At 76.2% G+C, this 18,602-nt stretch carries 12 protein-coding genes; 4 read left to right on the forward strand and 8 right to left on the reverse strand.

Features of this window, described 5'->3' with window-relative positions:
• The first annotated feature begins 311 nt into the window (after nucleotides 1-311).
• On the forward strand, nucleotides 312-1,397 hold the full coding sequence (locus tag ABT345_RS22980; RefSeq protein WP_345090861.1) for an S-(hydroxymethyl)mycothiol dehydrogenase: 1,086 nt from the start codon (nucleotides 312-314) through the stop codon (nucleotides 1,395-1,397).
• A 108-nt stretch (nucleotides 1,398-1,505) separates the two neighbouring features.
• Here the strand turns inward: ABT345_RS22980 and ABT345_RS22985 are convergent, their stop codons facing one another.
• The 7 genes from ABT345_RS22985 to ABT345_RS23015 form a co-directional block, all read right to left on the reverse strand.
• On the reverse strand, nucleotides 1,506-6,143 hold the full coding sequence (locus ABT345_RS22985; RefSeq protein WP_345090864.1) for a coiled-coil domain-containing protein: 4,638 nt from the start codon (nucleotides 6,141-6,143) through the stop codon (nucleotides 1,506-1,508).
• A gap of 59 nt (nucleotides 6,144-6,202) precedes the next feature.
• Nucleotides 6,203-7,123 (reverse strand): hypothetical protein, encoded by a 921-nt coding sequence (locus ABT345_RS22990; RefSeq protein ID WP_345090867.1) that lies wholly within the window; start codon nucleotides 7,121-7,123, stop codon nucleotides 6,203-6,205.
• Nucleotides 7,124-7,205: 82 nt separating this feature from the next.
• A complete protein-coding gene (locus tag ABT345_RS22995; protein WP_345090869.1) occupies nucleotides 7,206-8,732 on the reverse strand; it encodes a hypothetical protein in 1,527 nt (508 codons plus the stop codon).
• A 158-nt stretch (nucleotides 8,733-8,890) separates the two neighbouring features.
• The gene (pcp, locus tag ABT345_RS23000) at nucleotides 8,891-9,535 is read right to left on the reverse strand and encodes a pyroglutamyl-peptidase I (protein WP_345090872.1); all 645 of its coding nucleotides are present in this window, start codon (nucleotides 9,533-9,535) and stop codon (nucleotides 8,891-8,893) included.
• Between the two features lie 62 nt (nucleotides 9,536-9,597).
• On the reverse strand, nucleotides 9,598-10,566 hold the full coding sequence (locus ABT345_RS23005) for a DUF979 domain-containing protein (RefSeq protein WP_345090875.1): 969 nt from the start codon (nucleotides 10,564-10,566) through the stop codon (nucleotides 9,598-9,600).
• Entirely contained in the window at nucleotides 10,563-11,315 is a 753-nt protein-coding gene (locus tag ABT345_RS23010) for a DUF969 domain-containing protein (protein ID WP_345090878.1), read from the reverse strand. Before ABT345_RS23010 ends, ABT345_RS23005 begins: the two co-directional genes overlap by 4 nt.
• A gap of 199 nt (nucleotides 11,316-11,514) precedes the next feature.
• Nucleotides 11,515-12,258, reverse strand: a complete 744-nt coding sequence (locus ABT345_RS23015) for a GntR family transcriptional regulator (protein WP_345090881.1) — start codon at nucleotides 12,256-12,258, stop codon at nucleotides 11,515-11,517.
• A 253-nt stretch (nucleotides 12,259-12,511) separates the two neighbouring features.
• Here ABT345_RS23015 and ABT345_RS23020 point away from each other — a divergent pair, with 253 nt between their 5' ends.
• Genes ABT345_RS23020 through ABT345_RS23030 form a run of 3 tightly spaced genes read left to right on the forward strand, consistent with a single transcriptional unit; the run spans nucleotide 12,512 to nucleotide 14,795 of the window.
• On the forward strand, nucleotides 12,512-13,291 hold the full coding sequence (locus ABT345_RS23020; protein WP_345090884.1) for a LamB/YcsF family protein: 780 nt from the start codon (nucleotides 12,512-12,514) through the stop codon (nucleotides 13,289-13,291).
• Nucleotides 13,288-13,929, forward strand: a complete 642-nt coding sequence (pxpB, locus tag ABT345_RS23025; RefSeq protein ID WP_345090886.1) for a 5-oxoprolinase subunit PxpB — start codon at nucleotides 13,288-13,290, stop codon at nucleotides 13,927-13,929. The genes ABT345_RS23020 and pxpB overlap by 4 nt, the downstream gene beginning before the upstream one ends.
• A complete protein-coding gene (locus tag ABT345_RS23030) occupies nucleotides 13,926-14,795 on the forward strand; it encodes a 5-oxoprolinase subunit C family protein (RefSeq protein ID WP_345090889.1) in 870 nt (289 codons plus the stop codon). Before pxpB ends, ABT345_RS23030 begins: the two co-directional genes overlap by 4 nt.
• A 71-nt stretch (nucleotides 14,796-14,866) precedes the next feature.
• Here the strand turns inward: ABT345_RS23030 and ABT345_RS23035 are convergent, their stop codons facing one another.
• Nucleotides 14,867-18,508: a hydantoinase B/oxoprolinase family protein gene (locus ABT345_RS23035; RefSeq protein WP_345090891.1), complete on the reverse strand. Its 3,642-nt coding sequence runs from the start codon at nucleotides 18,506-18,508 to the stop codon at nucleotides 14,867-14,869.
• Nucleotides 18,509-18,602: the final 94 nt, after the last annotated feature.

Consider the following 18,602-nt stretch of genomic DNA (forward strand, 5'->3'; position numbering starts at 1 on the left):
CCGCCCCGGAGCAGGCCCGGAACAGGGCCGCAGGGCCTCCGGGACAGGCCCCGCGGGACCGCGTCGGCCTGGCGTCGCGGCCCCGTTCCGGGTGGCGCAAGACGGCCCTTGACGGATCGGGGGCGGACTTTCAGCATGTCTCCTATCGCGCAACTCGACGCGCGATGGGCAACGTCGGGGCGTGGCCGGTCCGCCGTCCACCGCTCTCCCCCACCCCTGCGCAGCGCACCACCTCCCCCCACAGGCACCCGTGCCGACTCTCGCGTGCACCCGCCCCTGCCCGCACGGCAGGCGCTGTAGAGGAGTGAGCCATGCCGCACGAAGTCCGCGCCGCCGTCGCCGTCGCCAAGGGCGCGCCCGTCGAGGTGCTGCCGATCCTCGTGCCCGATCCCGGTCCCGGCGAGGTCCTGGTCTCCGTTCAGGCGTGCGGGGTCTGCCACACCGATCTGCACCACCGCGAGGGCGCGGTCGGCGACGCCTTCCCCTATCTGCTCGGCCACGAGGCGGCCGGGGTCGTGGAGGCGGCCGGGCCGGACGTCACCGACCTCGTCCCCGGCGACTTCGTCGTCCTCGCCTGGCGCGCGCCCTGCGGCCGCTGCCGCTCCTGCCGCCGCGGCCGTCCCTGGTACTGCTTCGACTCCCGCAACGCCGCGCAGTCCATGACGCTGCGCGACGGCACCCCGCTCGCCCCGGCGCTCGGCATCGGGGCGTTCGCCGAGAAGACGCTGGTCGCCGCCGGGCAGGCGGTGAAGGTCGATCCGGCGGCCCGGCCGGAGGCGGCGGGGCTGATCGGCTGCGGGGTGATGGCCGGGTACGGCGCCGCCGTGCACACGGGGGGCGTCGGCAGCGGCGACACCGTCGCGGTCATCGGCTGCGGCGGCGTCGGGATCGCGGCCGTCGCGGGAGCCTCCCGGGCCGGCGCGCGCCGGATCATCGCGGTCGACATCGACGACCGGAAGCTGGACGCCGCCGAACGCTTCGGCGCCACCGACACCGTCAACTCCCGCGGTACGGACCCCGTCGCGGCGGTGCGCGCGCTCACCACCGGGTTCGGCGCCGATGTCGTCATCGACGCGGTCGGCCGCCCGGAGACCTACCGGCAGGCGTTCGCCATGCGCGATCTGGCCGGGACGCTCGTACAGGTCGGCGTGCCGGAGCCGGGGGTGTGCGTCGAACTGCCGCTGGCCGACCTCTTCGGACGCGGCGGCGCCCTCAAGGCGTCGTGGTACGGCGACTGCCTGCCCAGCCGTGACTTCCCGGTCCTGATCGACCTCCACCTCAGCGGCAAGCTCGACCTGGAACGCTTCGTCACCGAGACCATCGGGCTGGGCGACATCGAGCCCGCCTTCGCGAAGATGCGGCGCGGCGAGGTGCTGCGGTCGGTCGTGGTGCTGTGAGGGACGGCCCGGGTCCGTACGGGGCCGGGCGGCTCTGTCGTACGGAACCGGGCGCGCCGGGGAACGGCCGGGCGGGGCGGGAGGCGCCGGTGTCTCCCGCCCCGTGGCTCAGCCGGCCGGTGCCGGCTCGGGGGACTCCTCCGGGCGCTTGTACATCCGCGTCGCCGTGATCTGGCCGTGGACCGCCTCGCCGGACGGGTCGGGCTGCGGCAGGCCGGGGCGCAGATGCTCCTCGACGCTGATGTACTTCAGGCCCGCCCGCAGGTCGGCGTCGTTGCGCAACCGGATGACCAGCGGGAACTCCGCCAGCGCGGTGGTGTCGAAGAGGCCGGTGGTGTAGAGCAGCTGGACGCCGAGCGCGTCCGCGACGGCCCGCTGCAGCTCCAGCAGGTAGGTGGCGTTGGCGCGGCCGATGGGGTTGTCGAGGAAGAGCGTGCCCGCGTGGGGCTGCTTGTCGCGGCCGCGGTCGTTGCTGCGCAGCGCGGCCATCGTGCAGTACAGCGCGATGGCCGCGGTCAGCAGCTGGCCGCCGGAGAAGACGTCGCCCATCTGACCGACCGGCACCCGCTCGGCGCGCAGCACCGCGTCCGGCTTGAGGATCTCCACGGCCACGCCGCGCGGCGCCAGCGCGGCGGCCACCCCGCGCAGCAGCAGGGACATGCCGTCCCGCCGCAGATCGCTGTTCTTGCGGACGGCGGCGCGGGTCGCCTCGTCGATGACCTCGCCCAGCCGCTCGGTGAGCGTGGCCTGGTCCGGGTCCTCGAAGCGGATGCGCAGGAACTCCTGGCCCGACCACTCCCCCAGCCCCTCCGGCAGCCGGGAGAGCCGCTGGGCGGAGCGGAGCGTGGTCAGCGAGGACTCCACCAGACCGCGCAGCCGGTCGACGATGGAGTCGCGGTTGCGCTCCAGCTGCTCCAGCTCGTCGGTGAGCACCCGCAGGCGGGGCGCGAACGCCTCCGCCCACTTCGCGGCGTGCTCCGGCAGCGCCGCCACCGGCAGCTCCCGGATCTGCTGCCGCGCCGGGGTGCGGACCTGCTCGTAGCGGGTGGCGTTGGCGTGCCGGACGAGGACGTCGCTCGCCTCGCGGACGGCGGCGTCGGCGGCGGAGAGGTCCTGGGCGCAGCCGCGCAGCGAACGGCGGGACTCGGCCGCGGCGCGGCGGCCCTCCTCCAGCCGCCCGGCGTACGGCCGGGCGGGCTCGTCCGCGCCGTCGTCGGCGGGCTGGGCCTCGCGCAGCAGATCGCGCAGGAGCGCCGCGGTCTCCTCGAAGCCGCCGGCCGCCTCCTCGGCGGCGCGGTGGCCGCGCAGCAGCTCCTCGTGGTGGGCGCGGGCGGACTCCAGCGCCTCGGTGGCGGTGGCGAGTTCACCGGAGGCGGTGCGCAGCAGCTCCTTGGCGCGCTCGGCGTCGGCGGGCACCTGCTCCTCGGGGAGGTCGGTGTGGGCCGTGCCCTCGGCGGGCGCCAGCCGCTCGGCCTCGCCGCGCAGCCGGCCCAGCTGCTCGCTGGCGGCCGAGGCGCGGGTCTCCAACATCGTCACCAGCGCCTCGGCGCGCCCGGCGGCGGCCTGCCGGGACGGGCCGTCGGCGGCGTCCGGGCTCTCCAGCAGCGCCCCGGCGCGGGTGCGGACCTTGTTGGTCAGGCGGTTCAGCTCGGCGAGGGCGGCGGATTCGTCGCCCTCGGCACGGGCCTGCTCGGCGCGGAGGTCGGCGCCGACGCCGACCTTCTCGTACAGCTGCGAGGCGGAGCGGTACGCCTCGCGCAGCGCGGGCAGCGAGGTGGGCGCGCCCTCGGGGGCGGGGCCGAGGTCGTCGGGGACACCGGCGATCTCGGCGCGCTCGGCGCGCAGGGCGCGGGCGGTGCGGTGGGCGTCGTCGGCGGCGCGCTGGGCGGCCCGGCGGTCCTCGTCGGCGGCGCGGGCGCGGTCCACGCACTCCTCGGCGCGGGCCTCGAACTCGGCGGCCTCGTCGGCGAGTTCGCGCATCCGCGACTGCCAGCCGGCGCGCTCGCGCAGCCGGTGGGCGAGGCCCGCCAGCAGGTCGGCGGAGCGGCGGGCGCGCTGGGCGGCCTCCTGCCGTTCGTCGCGGACGGCGGTGGCCTCGGCGGCCGCCTCGTCCGCCTCGGTGCGGGCGGCGCGGGCCTCGGTCAGCTCGGCGGCCGCCTCCGTGGCCGCGGTGCGGGTCCGCTCGGCGGCCTCGGCCAGCTCGGCGAGGCGGCCGGCCGGGCAGCCGGCGCGCCAGGAGGTGAGGCGGGCGGCGAGCGCGCGGTCGTCGGCGAGGCGGGCGGCGAGCGCGCGGATCGCGTCGTCCCGCTCGACGGCGCGGGCGCGCAGGGCGCGGCGCTCCTCGTCGGCGGCGGACTCGTCGTGCATCGCCGGGTTCGGCGGGACGAGGAAGACGCCGGAGTCCGCGGCGGGGGTCTCCGGGGCGGGTGCGAGAAGGGCCTCGGAGGTGCCGACGGCGACGGCGGAGCGGGGCAGCAGCGCGGCGGCGGCGAGGATCTCCCGGGCCCGGGCGTGGGTGTCCGGGTCGGTGATGATCACGCCGTCGACCAGCTCGGGCCGGGCGGCGAGCACCCGGGCGTGGTCGGCCGGGTCGACGGACTGGGCGAGATAGCGCCAGCCGGGCAGGGCGGGGACGCCGTGTTCGCCGAGGTATTCGACGGCGGCCAGGACGTCGGGGCCGGGGGGCAGCAGTCCGCCGTCGCCGAGGGCGCCGAGGATGCGGGCGTCGTCGGCGGCGGCGGTGCGCAGGTCGAAGAGGTGGCGCTCGGCGGAGGCGACGCCGCCCTCCAGCAGCTCGCGCAGGGCGTCGGCGTTGCGGTCCAGCTCCTCGGCGGTCAGCGGACCGGCCTGATCGGACGCGGCGTCGGCCGGGGCGCTGGTGGCGGGGTCGGTCTGCGGCAGGCCGAGGAGATCGGCGAGGCGCTGTTCGGCGCCGAGGGCGGCGGCGGTGGCGCGCTCGGCCTCCCAGGCGCGGGCGGCGGCGGTGGCGGCGTCCTCGGCGCGGGCGGCGGCGAGTTCCGCGGTGGCGTGCCGGGTGGCGCTGCGGCGGGCGTGGTCGGTGGCGGCGCGGGCGGCCTCGCGGGCGGTGTCCCAGGCGGCGACGGCGTCCTTCTCGGCGTCGGCGGCGGCGAGGGCGGCGCGGGCCGGGTCGGCGTCCGGGGCGCTGTCGTCGAGCCAGCCGGCGCGGACCGCCTCGGCGGTCTCCTCGGCGACCTCGGCGAGCCGCTGCCCGAGGTGGTCGGCCTCGCTGCGGGCGCGCTGGGCGTGGGTGGCGGCGGCGGTGGCGTCGCGGTGGGCGCTCTCCGCGGCCTCCTGGAGGGCGGCGGAGCGCTCCTCCTCCTCGCCCGCGAGGCGTTCGCCGGCCTCGGCGGCGGTGTGCAGGGCGCGGACGAGGTCGGCGGCGGCGGTGGCGCGGGCGGCCAGCGCCGGGGCGGCGTCGCGTTCGGCCTCGCGGATGGCGGCGGCGACGCGGGCCGAGCGGTCGGCGGCGGCGCGGTGGCGCAGCACCGTCTCGGCGGCCTGCCAGGCGCTGTGGAGGGTGCGGGCGTCGTTCAGCTCGCGGCGCTGGGCGGCGGCGCCCTTCTCGGCGGCGGCGAGCGCCAGCGAGGCGTGGCGGTAGGCCAGCTCGGCGGAGACCAGGGCGCGGCGGTCGCGGGTGCGTTCGGCGTCGGTGACGCGGTGGGCCGCGGCGGCGACCTGTTCGGCCAGCTCGGCGGCGCGGCCGTGCTCCTCGGTGGAGCGGGCGTGCAGCTGCCGGGCGAGGGCGCGGGTGCGGCGTTCGGCGCCGGTGTGCACCTGGCGGGCCTGTTCGCGGCGTTCGGCGGCCTCGGCGATGGTGGTGAGCAGGTCGAGGGAGCCGGCGGTGAACTCCCGCTCGGCGGTCAGCTCGGCGCGGCGGCCGAGCTTGTGGGCGAAGCCGTGGACGAGGTCGGCGAGGCCGTCGGTGTCGCGGGTGTCGGTGACGGCGCGCAGCAGCAGGTCGGTGAAGTCGGAGTCGTTCTTCACCGCGAAGAGGCCGGCGGCCTCACCCTCGTCGGCGTTCATCTCCCGCTGGTAGCGGAAGAGTTCGGGGTCCAGGCCGAGGTCGCCGAGGTGTTCGTTCCAGCGTTCGTGGATCTCCTCCCAGACGACGTCGAGATTGGGGTAGTTCTTGCCCGCCTCCGTCAGGACGTCGCGGAAGCCCTTCATGGTGCGGCGGCGGCCGCGGGCGCCGGAGGCGCCTTCGCCGTCCTCGCTGCGCGGCCGGACGACGGTGGCCTCGGCGACGGGCAGCGCGTCCAGGCTCATCCCGGGGCCGGGGCGGAAGCTGTACCACGCCTCGGCGAACTTCCGCGGGTCGTTGGAGACCTGGCGGCCGCGCCATTCGCTGACCTTGCCGACGACGACGGATTCGCCGGTGACGGTGTGCTGCCACTCCAGGGCGACATGGCCGCAGTCGTCGGCGAGCAGGAACTTGCGCAGCACGCCGGAGCTGGCGCCGCCGAGGGTGTTGCGGTGGCCCGGCAGCATGACCGAGAAGATCAGCTTGAGCAGGACGGACTTGCCGCCGCCGTTCTCCAGGAAGAGGACGCCCGCGGGGGCCGGGCGGCGCGGCGGGCCGGTCGGCTCGTCCTCGAAGAAGTCCGCCTGGGCCGGTGCGGGCTGCGGTACGGGGGCGCCGACGCCGCGCAGGTCCAGCACGGTGTCGGCGTAGCGTGCGCCGGCCGGTCCGATGGAGTAGAGGCGGACCCGGGACAGCTCGTACATGGCGGACTTTCGTTGTCGGGGTGGGCGGGACTGGTCGGGAGACTGCGTCGGGCGGGCGGTCAGGAGCTGTGGAACGGGAGTCCGGCGTCGGCCACCAGGTCGAGGGCGTCGGTGTCCTCGCCGGGGAGCAGGGAGCCGGTGCCGTCGGCGACGGGGACGACGCCCAGCTCCAGCAGTTCGCTCATCGCGGCGCCGCCGGCCAGGTCGCGGACCTGGAGTTGGTAGCGGGCGGTGGTGCGGTAGGTGCCGCCGGCGTCGTCGCCGGTGCGCTGGAGGAAGCCGGAGTCGACGAGGAAGGTGACGGCCTTGGCGATGATGCCGGTGGTGGAACCGGCCAGCCGCCGGGCGTCCTTGGTGGCGCCGGTGGCGCTGCGGCGGGCGTAGACGCGCCAGGCGGCCTCCAGACCGGGGGCGCCGGTGGCCGGGTCGGTGTTCTCGCCGCTCTCGGCGGCGCGCTCCTCCAGCCGGCGGCACGCCTGGCGGACGAAGGCGTCGACGCCGTTGACGGTGAGGCGGCCGATGTAGCCGTCGTCGGCGAGGTCCTCGGGGCGCGGGAAGGCGAGGGCGGCGACGGCGAGGTGGGCCAGTCCGTGCAGGAAGCGGTCGGCGGAGTCGGCGGAGGCGCGGCGGGCGTAATCGCCCATGCGGACCGCGAAGACGGAGTCCTCGGCGGCGGTGACGGCCATCCCCGCGCGGGTGGAGACCTCCAGGACGACGAGGCCGAGCCCGGCGGCGACGGCGTCGGCGAGCCGGGCGAAGGCCGGGTCGTCGCGGTGGCGGCGCAGCAGCTCGGCGTATTCGGCATCGCGCGCGGGCAGCAGCTTGGGCTGGAGGCCGAAGGCGACGAGCCGGGCGGCGTCGGCGGCGTCGGCGGGGGTGACCGGCGCCGCGGCGGGCTCGGCCCCGGCGGTGGCCCCCCGCCCGGGGGACGCGGGCACCGGCTCCGGCTGCGGCACCTCGTCGGCGGCGTACTCGGTCACGGGCGGGGCTCCTTGCGGGGGACGGACGGGTGCGGCGGGGGTGCGGCGGGCGGGAGCCGGCGGCTCGGGGCGGGCCGGGGCATCAGGCGCCCTCCGAGCGGTCGGCGGCCATGCCCGCGGCGTCCAGGAGGGCGGTGCCGACGATGAGGTCGGCGCCGCCGAATTCGGGGTCGCTCAGCTCGGTGCCGTCGTCGACGGCGAAGAGCAGCTGGGCCTCGCCCTGGCGGTAGGCGGTGCCGACCGGGGGGCTGGCGGCGTGCACGGAGAGGAGGGCGACGAGGTAGGCCAGATCCGGGTCGCCGGTGCGGCGGGCGTCGGCGAGCAGTCCGGAGAGGCGGCGGGGCGCGTCGGACGGCAGGTCGAGCAGGGCCATGGCGGCGTCCAGCTGCGCCTCGCTGAAGCGGCTGTCGTCGGGAGTGGCGACGAGATCGGGCTCGGGCATCTCGGCGCCGAGGTGCTCCCGCTCGGCGGGCGGGGTGAGCAGGGTGTCGACGAGGTCGGTGACGCGGACGGCGGACGGGGTGCGCAGCCCGGTGCCGTGGGCGAAGAAGGCGTCGGTGACCCGGCGGGCCTGCTCGGTGGGGAGCGGCAGCAGCGGTGCGACGAGCTGGCCGTAGAGGTCGAGCCCCGAGCGGGCGGTGGGGGCGGCGAACGCCTGGCGGTCCTGCTCGGCGCGGAAGAGCGGTCCGGCCTCCAGCAGGCGGGACTGGAGCTGGGTGTGGCGCCGGATGCAGTCCTTGACGATGTCGACCAGCTCGGCGGCGCGCCGCTTGTGCTCGGGCTCCTCGGTCTCGTCGCGGGCCTTGCGGATGTTGGTGAGGATCGCGTTCTCGTGGCGGTAGCGGTCGGCGACGTGGTCGAGCGCCTCGGCGATCATGTCGGGGACCGTCTCCAGCCAGTCGACGGCGCGGACGTTGCGCCGGGTGGCGTCGAGGGTGCGGCGGAGCGTCTCGGCGTACTGGACGGTGCGGTAGCGGGCCTGTTCGGCGGCGAGCTGGGCGTCGGCGAGGCGGCCGCGGCTGATCAGCACCTCCAGCTTCACCTCGGCGGCGATCTGGGCGCTGGTGACATCGGTGTCGAGGGCGCCGACGAGGACGTTGACCGCTTCGTCGGTGGTGCGCAGGAAGACCGCGCCGCCGGCGCCGGGGACCTCTTCGATGAGCTTGAAGTCGTAGTCGCGGCGGACGTAGGTGCCGGTGGTGTCGAACGTGCCGTAGACGGCGCGGAATCCGCGGTCGACGCTGCCGACGTTGAGGAGGTTCTCCAGGACCCAGCGGGCGACGCGCTCGTGTTCGGCGGCGGGGCGGTCGGGGGCCTGGGCGGCGATGCGGGGCAGGACCCGGGCCACTATCTCCTCGTGGTCGGCGCCGGTGTCGAAGTCCATGTGGAGCGTGACCAGGTCGATGACGGCGAGCGCCACCTCCGCCATGGCGTACCCGCCGTACTCACCCGCGAGGTTGGCCTTGCGCGCGTCGAGGTCGTGCAGCGGCGCGGTGCACGCGAGGGCGCGCAGACGGCGGGCCAGGCCCTCGTCGGCGGCGGGGCCCGGCGCGGGCCGGTGGGTCCCGGCCGGCTGGGGCGCGGCGGCCCCCGGAGCTGGAAAAGTCACGTCGCACAGAGTAAGCGCTCGCACCGACAACGGACGAAACGGCGGTGCCCCGGCCGGCTCCGGGGACACGTTCCGGCCGGTCAGCCAGTGTACGCGGCCCCTCCACGCCCGGTGACCGCCCGTACCCGGCACGGCGCCCCGCCGGGCCGCGGCCGTGGTCAGTGGGTGGCGCCGCCGGGCAGCCGCAGGTCCTCGCGGGTGGTGGCGGCGGTGGCGGCGATCTCGCGCAGCGCGCGGGCGACCGTCTCCACCGGCAGGGACGGCTGCGCCCGGCCGGTGACCTGCTCGGGCGCGTAGGGCACGTGGACGAAGCCGCCGCGCAGGGCGGGCAGTTCGGTGGCGATGAGGTGGGCGAGGGCGTAGAAGACGTGGTTGCAGACGAAGGTGCCGGCGGTGTGCGAGACGGAGGCGGGCAGGCCCGCGGCGCGGACGGCGGCCACGCACGCCTTGACCGGCAGGGTGGAGAAGTAGGCGGCGGGGCCGCCCGGGACGACGGGTTCGTCGATCGGGGCGGCGCCCGCGTTGTCGGGGATGCGGGCGTCGTCGAGGTTGATCGCGACGCGTTCGACGGTGACGTCGGGGCGGCCGCCGGCCTGGCCGACGCAGATCACCACGTCGGGCCGGTGCGCGGCGACGGCGGAGCGCAGCGCGCGGGCGGCCTCGCCGAAGACGCAGGGCAGTTCGGCGGTGCGCAGGTCGAGCCCGGCGGGCGGCTCGGCGGCGGCGGCGCGGACCGCCTGCCAGGAGGGGTTGGTCCGCTCGCCGTCGAACGGTTCGAAGCCGGTCAGCAGTACCCGGGTCATGCTCTCTCCTCGGTGGTGGCGGCCGCCCGGCGCGGCGGGCGGCCCCTGCGGCGGCGGCCCCGTCAGAAGGCGAAGAGCGCCATGATCACGATGTTGCAGCCGAGCAGGGCGCCCGCGGTGGGCAGTTGCGCCTTGATCGGCCCGTACTGGTCCTTCAGCTCCAGGAGGGCGGCCGGGACGATGTTGAAGTTGGCGGCCATCGGGGTCACCAGGGTGCCGCAGAATCCGGCGAGCATGCCGAGGGCCAGGACGGCGGGCGCGTTGCCGTGGAAGTGCTCGACGAGTACGGGCCAGCCGACGGCGGCGGTCATGACGGGGAAGGCGGCGAAGGCGTTGCCCATGATCATGGTGAACAGGAACATGCCGACGCAGTAGACGACGACCGCGGTGTAGAGGGAGTTGTCGGGCAGCACCGCGGTGGTGATCTTCCCGACCTGGGTGCCGACGCCGGAGACCTGGAAGATGGCGCCGAGCGTGGCGAGCATCTGCGGCAGCAGCATCGCCCAGCCCATCGACTCCAGCATCGAACGGCCGGCGGCGACCGGCACCGAGAGGCGCTTCTCGCGCAGCATCACCATGGCGACGACGAGCGCGACGACGGCGCCGATGCCCAGGCCGAGGATGGTCTCGCTGCCCTCCTGAAGGACGGGCTCACCGCCGATGCGCAGCCGGGCCACGCCGACGGCGCAGACCAGGGCGACGACGGGGATGGTGAGCGCCGGGACGAAGAGGCGGCTGCCGAAGCGGGCGGCGTGGGCGGTGCGTTCGGCGGGGGTGGTGGTGCGCGGGGTGCCGCGTCCGGTGAAGCCGCAGCCGGCCAGGAGAACCATGACCAGGACGGCGGCGCCCAGGGGTTCGGCGGGCGCCCGGCCGCTGACGACCCAGCTGCTGTAGATGAATCCGGCGCCGATCAGGCCCCAGAAGGCGGCGGTGCCCAGCCGTTTGGCGTTGCTGCGGTCGGTGAGCATCTGCCCGGCCATCACCAGGAAGCTGAGGCCGACCAGCCAGTAGAACCACTCTGCCTTGATCATTCGGTGGCCTCCGCGGTGGCGTTCCCGGCGTCGCCGGTGGGGTGGACGGGCTCGGCCGGGCGGGTGCCCCCGGCATTGGCGACACGCAGTTCGCGCTCCAGCCGGCGGTCGAGGCGGAGCATCCGCCAGCCGTGGACGACGAAGGCGCACACGGCGGTGGGGATGGCCCACAGCGCCAGGTGGAGCGGTTCGAGGTGGGTCCCGTAGGTGGTGTTGACGAAGCCGGTGATCAGCAGGATCGAGCCGACGGCGAGGAAGACGTCCTCGCCGAAGAACCGGCCGACGTTGTCCGCGGCGGCGGCGCACGAGCGGATGCGTTCGCGGGCGGCGTCGGTGAGCGTGCCGTGGCGGCGCTCGGCGGCGCCCTCGGCCATCGGGGCGGCCAGCGGGCGGACGGTCTGGGCGTGGCCGAAGACGTCGGTGAGGCCCAGCGCGGCGCCGATCTGCCGCATGCCCAGGTAGAGGGCGAGGAACCGCCCGGTGGTGAGCTTGGCGAAGCGGGCGATGAGGTTGCGGGCCTGTTCCTGGAGGCCGTAGCGCTCCAGGAGGCCGATGACCGGGAGGGTGATCGCGAAGATCGTCACCGACCGGCTGTCGGCGAAGCCCTTGCCGAAGGAGGCCAGCACCTCCTGGGGGGAGAGTCCGCCGAGGAGTCCGGCGACGATGCCCGCGGCGCCGACGACCAGCAGGGGGTGGCGTTTCGTGGCGAAGCCGATCACGACCACGAGCACGCCGAGAAGCACGATCATGGGCCCGCCTTCCGCGTACAGGACCCCACGGGACCGTGAGGATCGTTGGATGGAATGCAGCGGAGGCTAGGCGATTGTTCAACGATCCGACAAGGGTCTGCGGGCGGGAACTTTCCGGCGGCGCGCCGACGGCGCCGGGCCGGGGGACACCGGCACCCCGCGCCCGGCCCGCCGCCGCGGCGATCCGCCGCCCGGTCGGCTACCCCTCCGCGATGAGCCGCGCGTACGCCCCCGAGAGCTGGGCGAGCGAGTCCTCCAGGTACGAGCGCAGCAGCTCCTCGGCGGCGACCGCGTCGCCCTCCTCCAGCGCCTCGACGATCTGCCGGTTGCGGGTGAGGTACGGCGCGTGGAAGCGGCGCGGATCGTCCATGACGTGGAAGACCAGGCGGAGTTCGGCGAGCACCCCGCGCATCAGCTCGTCGGTGCGCGGGCTGCCCGCCAGCGCCGCGACGCCCTGGTGGAAGCGGATGTTGGCGGTGGACAGCTCCTGCCAGGCGCGCTCGCGCACCGCCGTCTCGCCGGAGCGCACCGCCGCCTCGATCGCCCCGATCGCCGCCCGCGTCCCCTCGTCGTACGGCCCCTGGCCCAGTCCGCGCACGGCGGCGCACTCGACGAGCAGGCGGACCCGGTAGATGTCGGCCAGGTCCGCGACGGTCACGACGCGGACGAAGACGCCGCGGTTGAGGCGGTGGACCAGCAGCCGTTCGTGGGTGAGCAGCCGGAACGCCTCGCGCAGGGTGTTGCGGGAGACGCCGAGGGCGCCGCCGATGGACTCCTCGGAGAGCCGGACGCCGGGCGGGAAGTAGCCCTCGGTGATCCGGTCGCGCAGGATGTCCGCGACCCGCTCGGCGGTGCCGGACCGGCCGAGCAGCGCCCGGTCGTCCGCCAGCCCCTCGACATCGACCGGCCGCCGCCGCTCCGCCTTCGCCGCCCCGCCGGCCATCCGGCCCACCCCGCTTCCGCCGTGGCGCCGGTCCGTGCCGGGCGCCGTCTCGATCGTTCTCCCGCCGGAAGTCAATCCCAGAAGCCGGATCGGAACAACACACCTCTTGTCGGATCGTTCAACGATCGCTACCTTGGGCCCGACGCCGGTCGGCCCGTGCGCTCCACGGCCCCGGGCCCCACCGGCCCGCCCCGGGCGCCCGCTCCCCGCAGCCGCCGCACCCCCCTGCCACCGAGCCCCGGAGCGGACACCCATGAGCGACCTCGCCGCCCAACCCGCCGTCATCGACCTCAACGCCGACCTCGGCGAGGGCTTCGGACGCTGGCGGCTCACCGACGACGACGCCCTGCTGTCCGTCGTGACCAGCGCCAACGTCGCCTGCGGCTTCCACGCCGGGGATCCGGGCACGATGCGCCGGGTCTGCGAGCGCGCCGCCGCCGGCGGCGTCGTCATCGGCGCCCAGGTCTCCTACCGCGACCTGGCCGGCTTCGGCCGCCGCGCCATGGACGTCCCCGCGGACGAACTGGCCGACGAGATCGCGTACCAGATAGGCGCGTTGGAGGTCTTCGCCCGCGCCGCCGGGGCCCGCGTCGCCTACGTCAAACCGCACGGCGCGCTCTACAACCGCTGCGTCCACGACGCCGCGCAGGCCGCCGGCGTCGTCGCCGGGATCCGCGCCGCGGGCGGGGAGCTGCCGGTCCTGGGCCTGCCCGGCTCCCGGCTGCACGAGGCGGCGCGGGCGGCCGGACTGCCCGTCGTCGAGGAGGCGTTCGCCGACCGCGCCTACACCGCCGAGGGCACCCTCGTCCCGCGCGGCGAGCCCGGCGCCGTCGTCGAGGACCCCGAGGAGGTCGTCCGGCGCTCCCTGGGCATCGCCCGCGACGCCGCCGTCCGCTCCCACGACGGCACGCCGGTCACGGTCCGCGCCCGGTCGCTGTGCCTGCACGGCGACACCCCCGGCGCCGCCGCGCTCGCCCGCCGGGTGAAGGCCGAACTCGCCGCCGCCGGCGTGGTGGTGCGGAGCTTCGTATGAGGGCGCTGACCGTCGGCGCGCACGGACTCCTCCTCGAAGTGGACACCGCCGACGAGGTCGGCGCGCTCCACGCGGAGCTGCTGCGGCGCGCCGCCGCCGGCGAGCTGCCGCCCGTCACCGAGATCGTGCCCGCCGCCCGCACCGTCTTCCTCGACGGCCTCGACGACCCCCGCGGCGTCGCCGCCGCCCTCGCCACCTGGGACATCCCGCCGCTGACCGCCACCGACCGGCCGACCGTGGACCTCCCCGTGGTCTACGACGGCCCGGACCTGGCCGAGGTGGCCGCGCTGTGGGGCACCACGGCGGACGAGGTGGTGCGCCGCCACGCCGCCACCGCCTTCCATGTGGCGTTCTGCGGTTTCGCGCCCGGCTTCGGCTATCTCACCGGGCTGCCCGCGGAGTGCCACGTACCGCGCCGGGCCACCCCGCGCACCCGGGTCCCGGTCGGCGCGGTCGCGCTCGCCGGGCCGTACACCGGCGTCTACCCGCGCTCCTCCCCCGGCGGCTGGCAGCTGATCGGCCGCACCGACGCGGTGCTGTGGGACCCGGCGCGGGAGAACGCCGCCCTGCTCACGCCCGGCACACAGGTCCGGTTCGTCCCCGTGGACCGGGCCCGCGACACGGAGAGGGTCCGATGACCGATCACGCCTGCCTCGTGGTGCGGGCCGGGGCCCTCACCACCGTCCAGGACCTCGGCCGCCCCGGCCACGCCCACCTGGGCGTGCCGCTCTCCGGCGCCCTCGACGCCCCGGCGCACCGCCTCGCCAACCGCCTGGTCGGCAACCCGGAGACGGCCGCCGGCCTGGAGACGACGCTCACCGGGTGCGCCGTGCGGATGCGCCGCGCCACCACCGTCGCGGTGACCGGCGCGCCCTGCCCGGTGACGGTCGACGGACGGCCCGCGCCCTGGGGCGCCCCGGTCCGCGTCCCGGCCGGTGCCGTCCTCGACGCCGGGCCCGCCGTCCGGGGGCTGCGTTCGTACCTGGCGTTCGGCGGCGGCGTCACCACCGAGCCGGTGCTCGGCAGCCGCGCCACCGATCTGCTCTCCGGTCTCGGCGGCGATCCGCTGTCCGACGGCGCGGTGCTGCCGCTGGGCGCCGAGCCCGCGGCCCCGGCCTGGGCGGACGCGGTCCCCCACCCGGCCCCGCCCGCCGAACTGCTGCTGCCCTACCGGCCCGGGCCCCGCGACGACTGGTTCACCGCGCACGGCCACCGCACCCTGGCCACCGGGCACTTCCGGGTCTCCGCGGCGAGCAACCGCATCGGGCTGCGCACCGAGGGCCCGCCCCTTCAGCGCGCGCGGGACGGCGAACTCCCCAGTGAGGGCATGCCGTTGGGCGCCCTCCAGGTGCCGCCGGACGGGCTGCCGGTCCTCTTCCTGCACGACCATCCGACGACCGGCGGCTACCCGGTGGTCGGCGTGGTCCCCGCCCGCCATCTGGCGGCCGCCGCCCAGGCCGTACCGGGCACCCCGATCCGCTTCCTGCCGCTGCACGGGGCGTGAGGGCGGGCGTTCCGATCCAGGCGGGGCCGCGGGCGCGCCCGGCGGCACGGCCCGGGCGGCGCGCCCCTCGCTCACGCCCCGGCCGGGCCGTCCGGTCCGGCCGGTCCGGCCGGCTCCCCGTACCCGCCGCCGCCCGGCGTCCGCACCACCAGCACATCGTCCGGGCCCACCTCGGCGGTGTCGCGGCCGCGCAAATGCTCGGTGGTGCCGTCGGCACGCCGCAGGACGTTCTCGCCGAGCGCGCCCGGGCCGCCGCCCGCCATGCCGTACGGCGGGATGCGGCGGTGGCCGGTGAGCAGGGCGATCGTCATCGGCTCCAGGAACCGCAGCCGCCGCTCCACGCCGTCGCCGCCGCGGTGGGCCCCGGCGCCGCCGCTGCCGTGCCGCAGCGCGAAGGCGTCGACCCGCACCGGATAGCGCCACTCCAGGACCTCGGGGTCGGTGAGCCGGGAGTTGGTCATATGGGTCTGGACGGCGTCGGTGCCGTCGAAGTCCGGGCCCGCGCCGGAACCGGAGGCGACCGTCTCGTAGTACTGCACCCGGTCGTTGCCGAAGGTCAGGTTGTTCATCGTGCCCGAGCCCTCGGCCTGGACGCCCAGTGCGGCGTAGAGGGCGCCGGTGACCGCCTGGGAGGTCTCGACGTTCCCGGCGACCGTGGCCGCGGGGTGCTCCGGCGCCAGCATGCAGCCGTCCGGCACCCGCACCTCGACCGGCTTCAGACAGCCGCTGTTGAGCGGGATGTCGTCGGCGACCAGGGTGCGGAAGACGTAGAGCACCGCGGCCATCGCCACCGAGCGCGGGGCGTTGTCGTTGCCCGGCTGCTGCGGTGAGGTACCGGCGAAGTCCAGCACCGCGGTGCGCGCGGCCCGGTCGACGGTCAGCGCCACCTTGATGTGCGCCCCGCTGTCGGTGACGTAGTCGCAGCCGCCGTCCGAGAGCCCGGCGATGATCCGGCGGACCGACTCCTCCGCGTTGTCCTGGACGTGCCCCATGTAGGCGCGGACCACGTCCAGGCCGAACTGCGCGGTCATCCGGCGGAGTTCGGCGATGCCCTTCTCGTTGGCGGCGATCTGGGCGCGCAGATCGGCGAGGTTGGCGTCGGGCGCGCGCGAGGGGTACGGCCCGGAGGTCAGCAGCGCCCGGGTCTCGTCCTCGCGCAGGTGCCCGTCGCGGACCAGCAGCCAGGTGTCGAAGAGGACGCCCTCCTCGTCGACGGTCCGGCTGAACGCCGGCATCGAACCGGGCGTGATCCCGCCGATCTCCGCGTGGTGGCCGCGCGAGGCGACCAGGAAGAGCAGTTCTTCCCCGGCGTCGTCGAAGACCGGGGTGACGACGGTGACGTCCGGCAGATGGGTGCCGCCGTGGTACGGATCGTTGACCGCGTAGACGTCGCCGGGCCGCAGGTCGGCGCCGCGCCGCCGCAGCACCTCCTTGATCGACTCGCCCATCGAGCCCAGATGGACCGGGATGTGCGGGGCGTTGGCGATGAGATTGCCCGCCGCGTCGAAGAGCGCGCAGGAGAAGTCGAGGCGCTCCTTGATGTTGACGGAGTGCGCGGTGTGCTCCAGCCGGACGCCCATCTGCTCGGCGATCGCCATGAAGAGGCTGTTGAACACCTCCAGCATCACCGGATCCGCCGTGGTGCCGACGGCCGCCCGCTCCGGACGGGGCTCGGCGCGGTCCAGCAGCAGATGCCCGGCGTCGCCGACCGTCGCCCGCCAGCCCGGGTCCACGACCGTCGTCGCGTCCTCCTCGGTGATCAGCGCGGGCCCGGTGACGGTGTCCCCGGGCCGCAGCCCGGTGCGCGCATGGAGCGGGGTGTCCCGCCAGGCGCCGCCCGCGTACATCCGGACGGTGACGGCGGGCGGCATCGCGCCCCTGCGGGGGCCGGGCGGCTCCGCGCCCGAGCCCGCGCCGCCGGCGGCGCCCGTCGCCTCGACCGTCACCGCCTCGGCGACCAGCGGTTTGTCCATGGTGAAGGCGTAGCGGGCGCGGTGCAGCCGGGTGAAGGCGGCGGCCATCTCGTCCGTGGTGGCGAGCGGGACGCCGAGCGCGGTGTCGGTCCCGGCGTAGCGGATCAGCACCCGGGCGCGGGTGGTGACGCTCGCCGCGGGCACGCCCTCGTCGACGAGTTCGCGGCGGGCCTGCGCGGCCAGTTCGCCGCAGACGGCCCGCACCCGGTCCGCGGCCGCCGCGCCGTCCAGCTCCGTCTCGACGGCGCGCTCGCGCATCGCGGTGGCGTCCGCGACGCCGATGCCGTACGCGGAGAGCACCCCGGCGAGCGGCGGGATCAGCACCGTGTCGATGCCGAGGGCGTCGGCGACGGCGCAGGCGTGCTGACCGCCGGCGCCGCCGAAGCTGGTCAGCGCGTAGCGGGTGAGGTCGTGGCCGCGCTGGACGGAGATCTTCTTGACGGCGTTGGCCATGTTGAGGACGGCGATGTCCAGGAATCCGGCGGCGACCTCCTCCGGCCCGCGGTCGTCGCCGCTCTCCCGGGCGGTGCGCGCGGCCAGTTCGGCGAAGCGGGTGCGGACCGTCTCCGCGTCGAGCGGCCGGTCGCCGTCCGGCCCGAAGACCGCCGGGAAGTGGTCGGGCTGGATCCGGCCGAGCATGACGTTGGCGTCGGTGACGGTGAGCGGGCCGCCGCGGCGGTAGCAGGCGGGCCCGGGGTCGGCGCCTGCGGAGTCCGGGCCGACGCGGTAGCGGCGCCCGTCGAAGTGGAGGACGGAGCCGCCGCCGGCGGCGACGGTGTGGATGTTCATCATCGGCGCGCGCATCCGCACCCCGGCCACCTCGCTGCCGAGCACCCGCTCGAACTCGCCCGCGTAGTGCGAGACATCGGTGGAGGTGCCGCCCATGTCGAAGCCGATGACGCGGTCGTGCCCGGGCCCCGCCTCGGCGGCGGAGCGGACCATGCCCACGACGCCGCCGGCCGGACCGGACAGCACCGCGTCCTTGCCCCGGAAGTGCGCGGCCCGCCGCAGCCCGCCGTTGGACTGCAGGAACATCAGCCGGATACCCGGGAGTTGCGCCGCCACCTCGTCGACGTAGCGGCGCAGCACCGGCGAGAGGTACGCGTCGACGACGGTGGTGTCGCCGCGCGGCACCAGCTTCATCAGCGGGCTGACCTCGTGCCCGCAGCTGACCTGCGGGAATCCCGCCTCGGTGGCGAGGGCCGCGACGGCCTTCTCGTGGGCGGTGTGGCGGTAGCCGTGCAGCAGGACGACGGCGGCGGCGCGCAGCCCGTCGGCGCGGGCCCGCGCCAGCTCACCGCGGAGCGCCGCGGTCTCCAGCGGCCGCACCACCCGGCCGTGCGCGTCCAGCCGCTCGGGCACCTCGATCACCCGCTCGTACAGCGGCTCGGGCAGCACGATGTGCCGGTCGAAGATCCGGGGACGGTTCTGGTACGCGATGCGCAGCGCGTCGCCGAAGCCCTCCGTGACGAGCAGGACGGTCGGCTCGCCGGTGCGCTCCAGCAGGGCGTTGGTGGCGACGGTGGTGCCCATCTTGACGACGGCGACGCGCTCGGCGGGCACCGGCTCACCCGGCGCGAGGCCCAGCATCCGCCGGATCCCCTCGACGGCCGCGTCGCGGTAGCGCTCGGGGTGGTGCGAGAGCAGTTTCGCGGTGACCAGCCGGCCGTCCGGCCGCCGCCCGACCACGTCCGTGAAGGTGCCCCCGCGATCGATCCAGAACTCCCAGCGTCCGGTCATCCGGCCATTGTGGCAGCGCGGACCGTACGCGCCAGGGGGCGTCGGGCCGTGGCGCGTACGCGCCGGAGGCCGCCCGCCGGGAAGGGCGGACGGG

This window comes from Streptomyces sp. NPDC000404, from assembly GCF_040300365.1.
GTDB lineage: Bacteria > Actinomycetota > Actinomycetes > Streptomycetales > Streptomycetaceae > Streptomyces > Streptomyces ramulosus.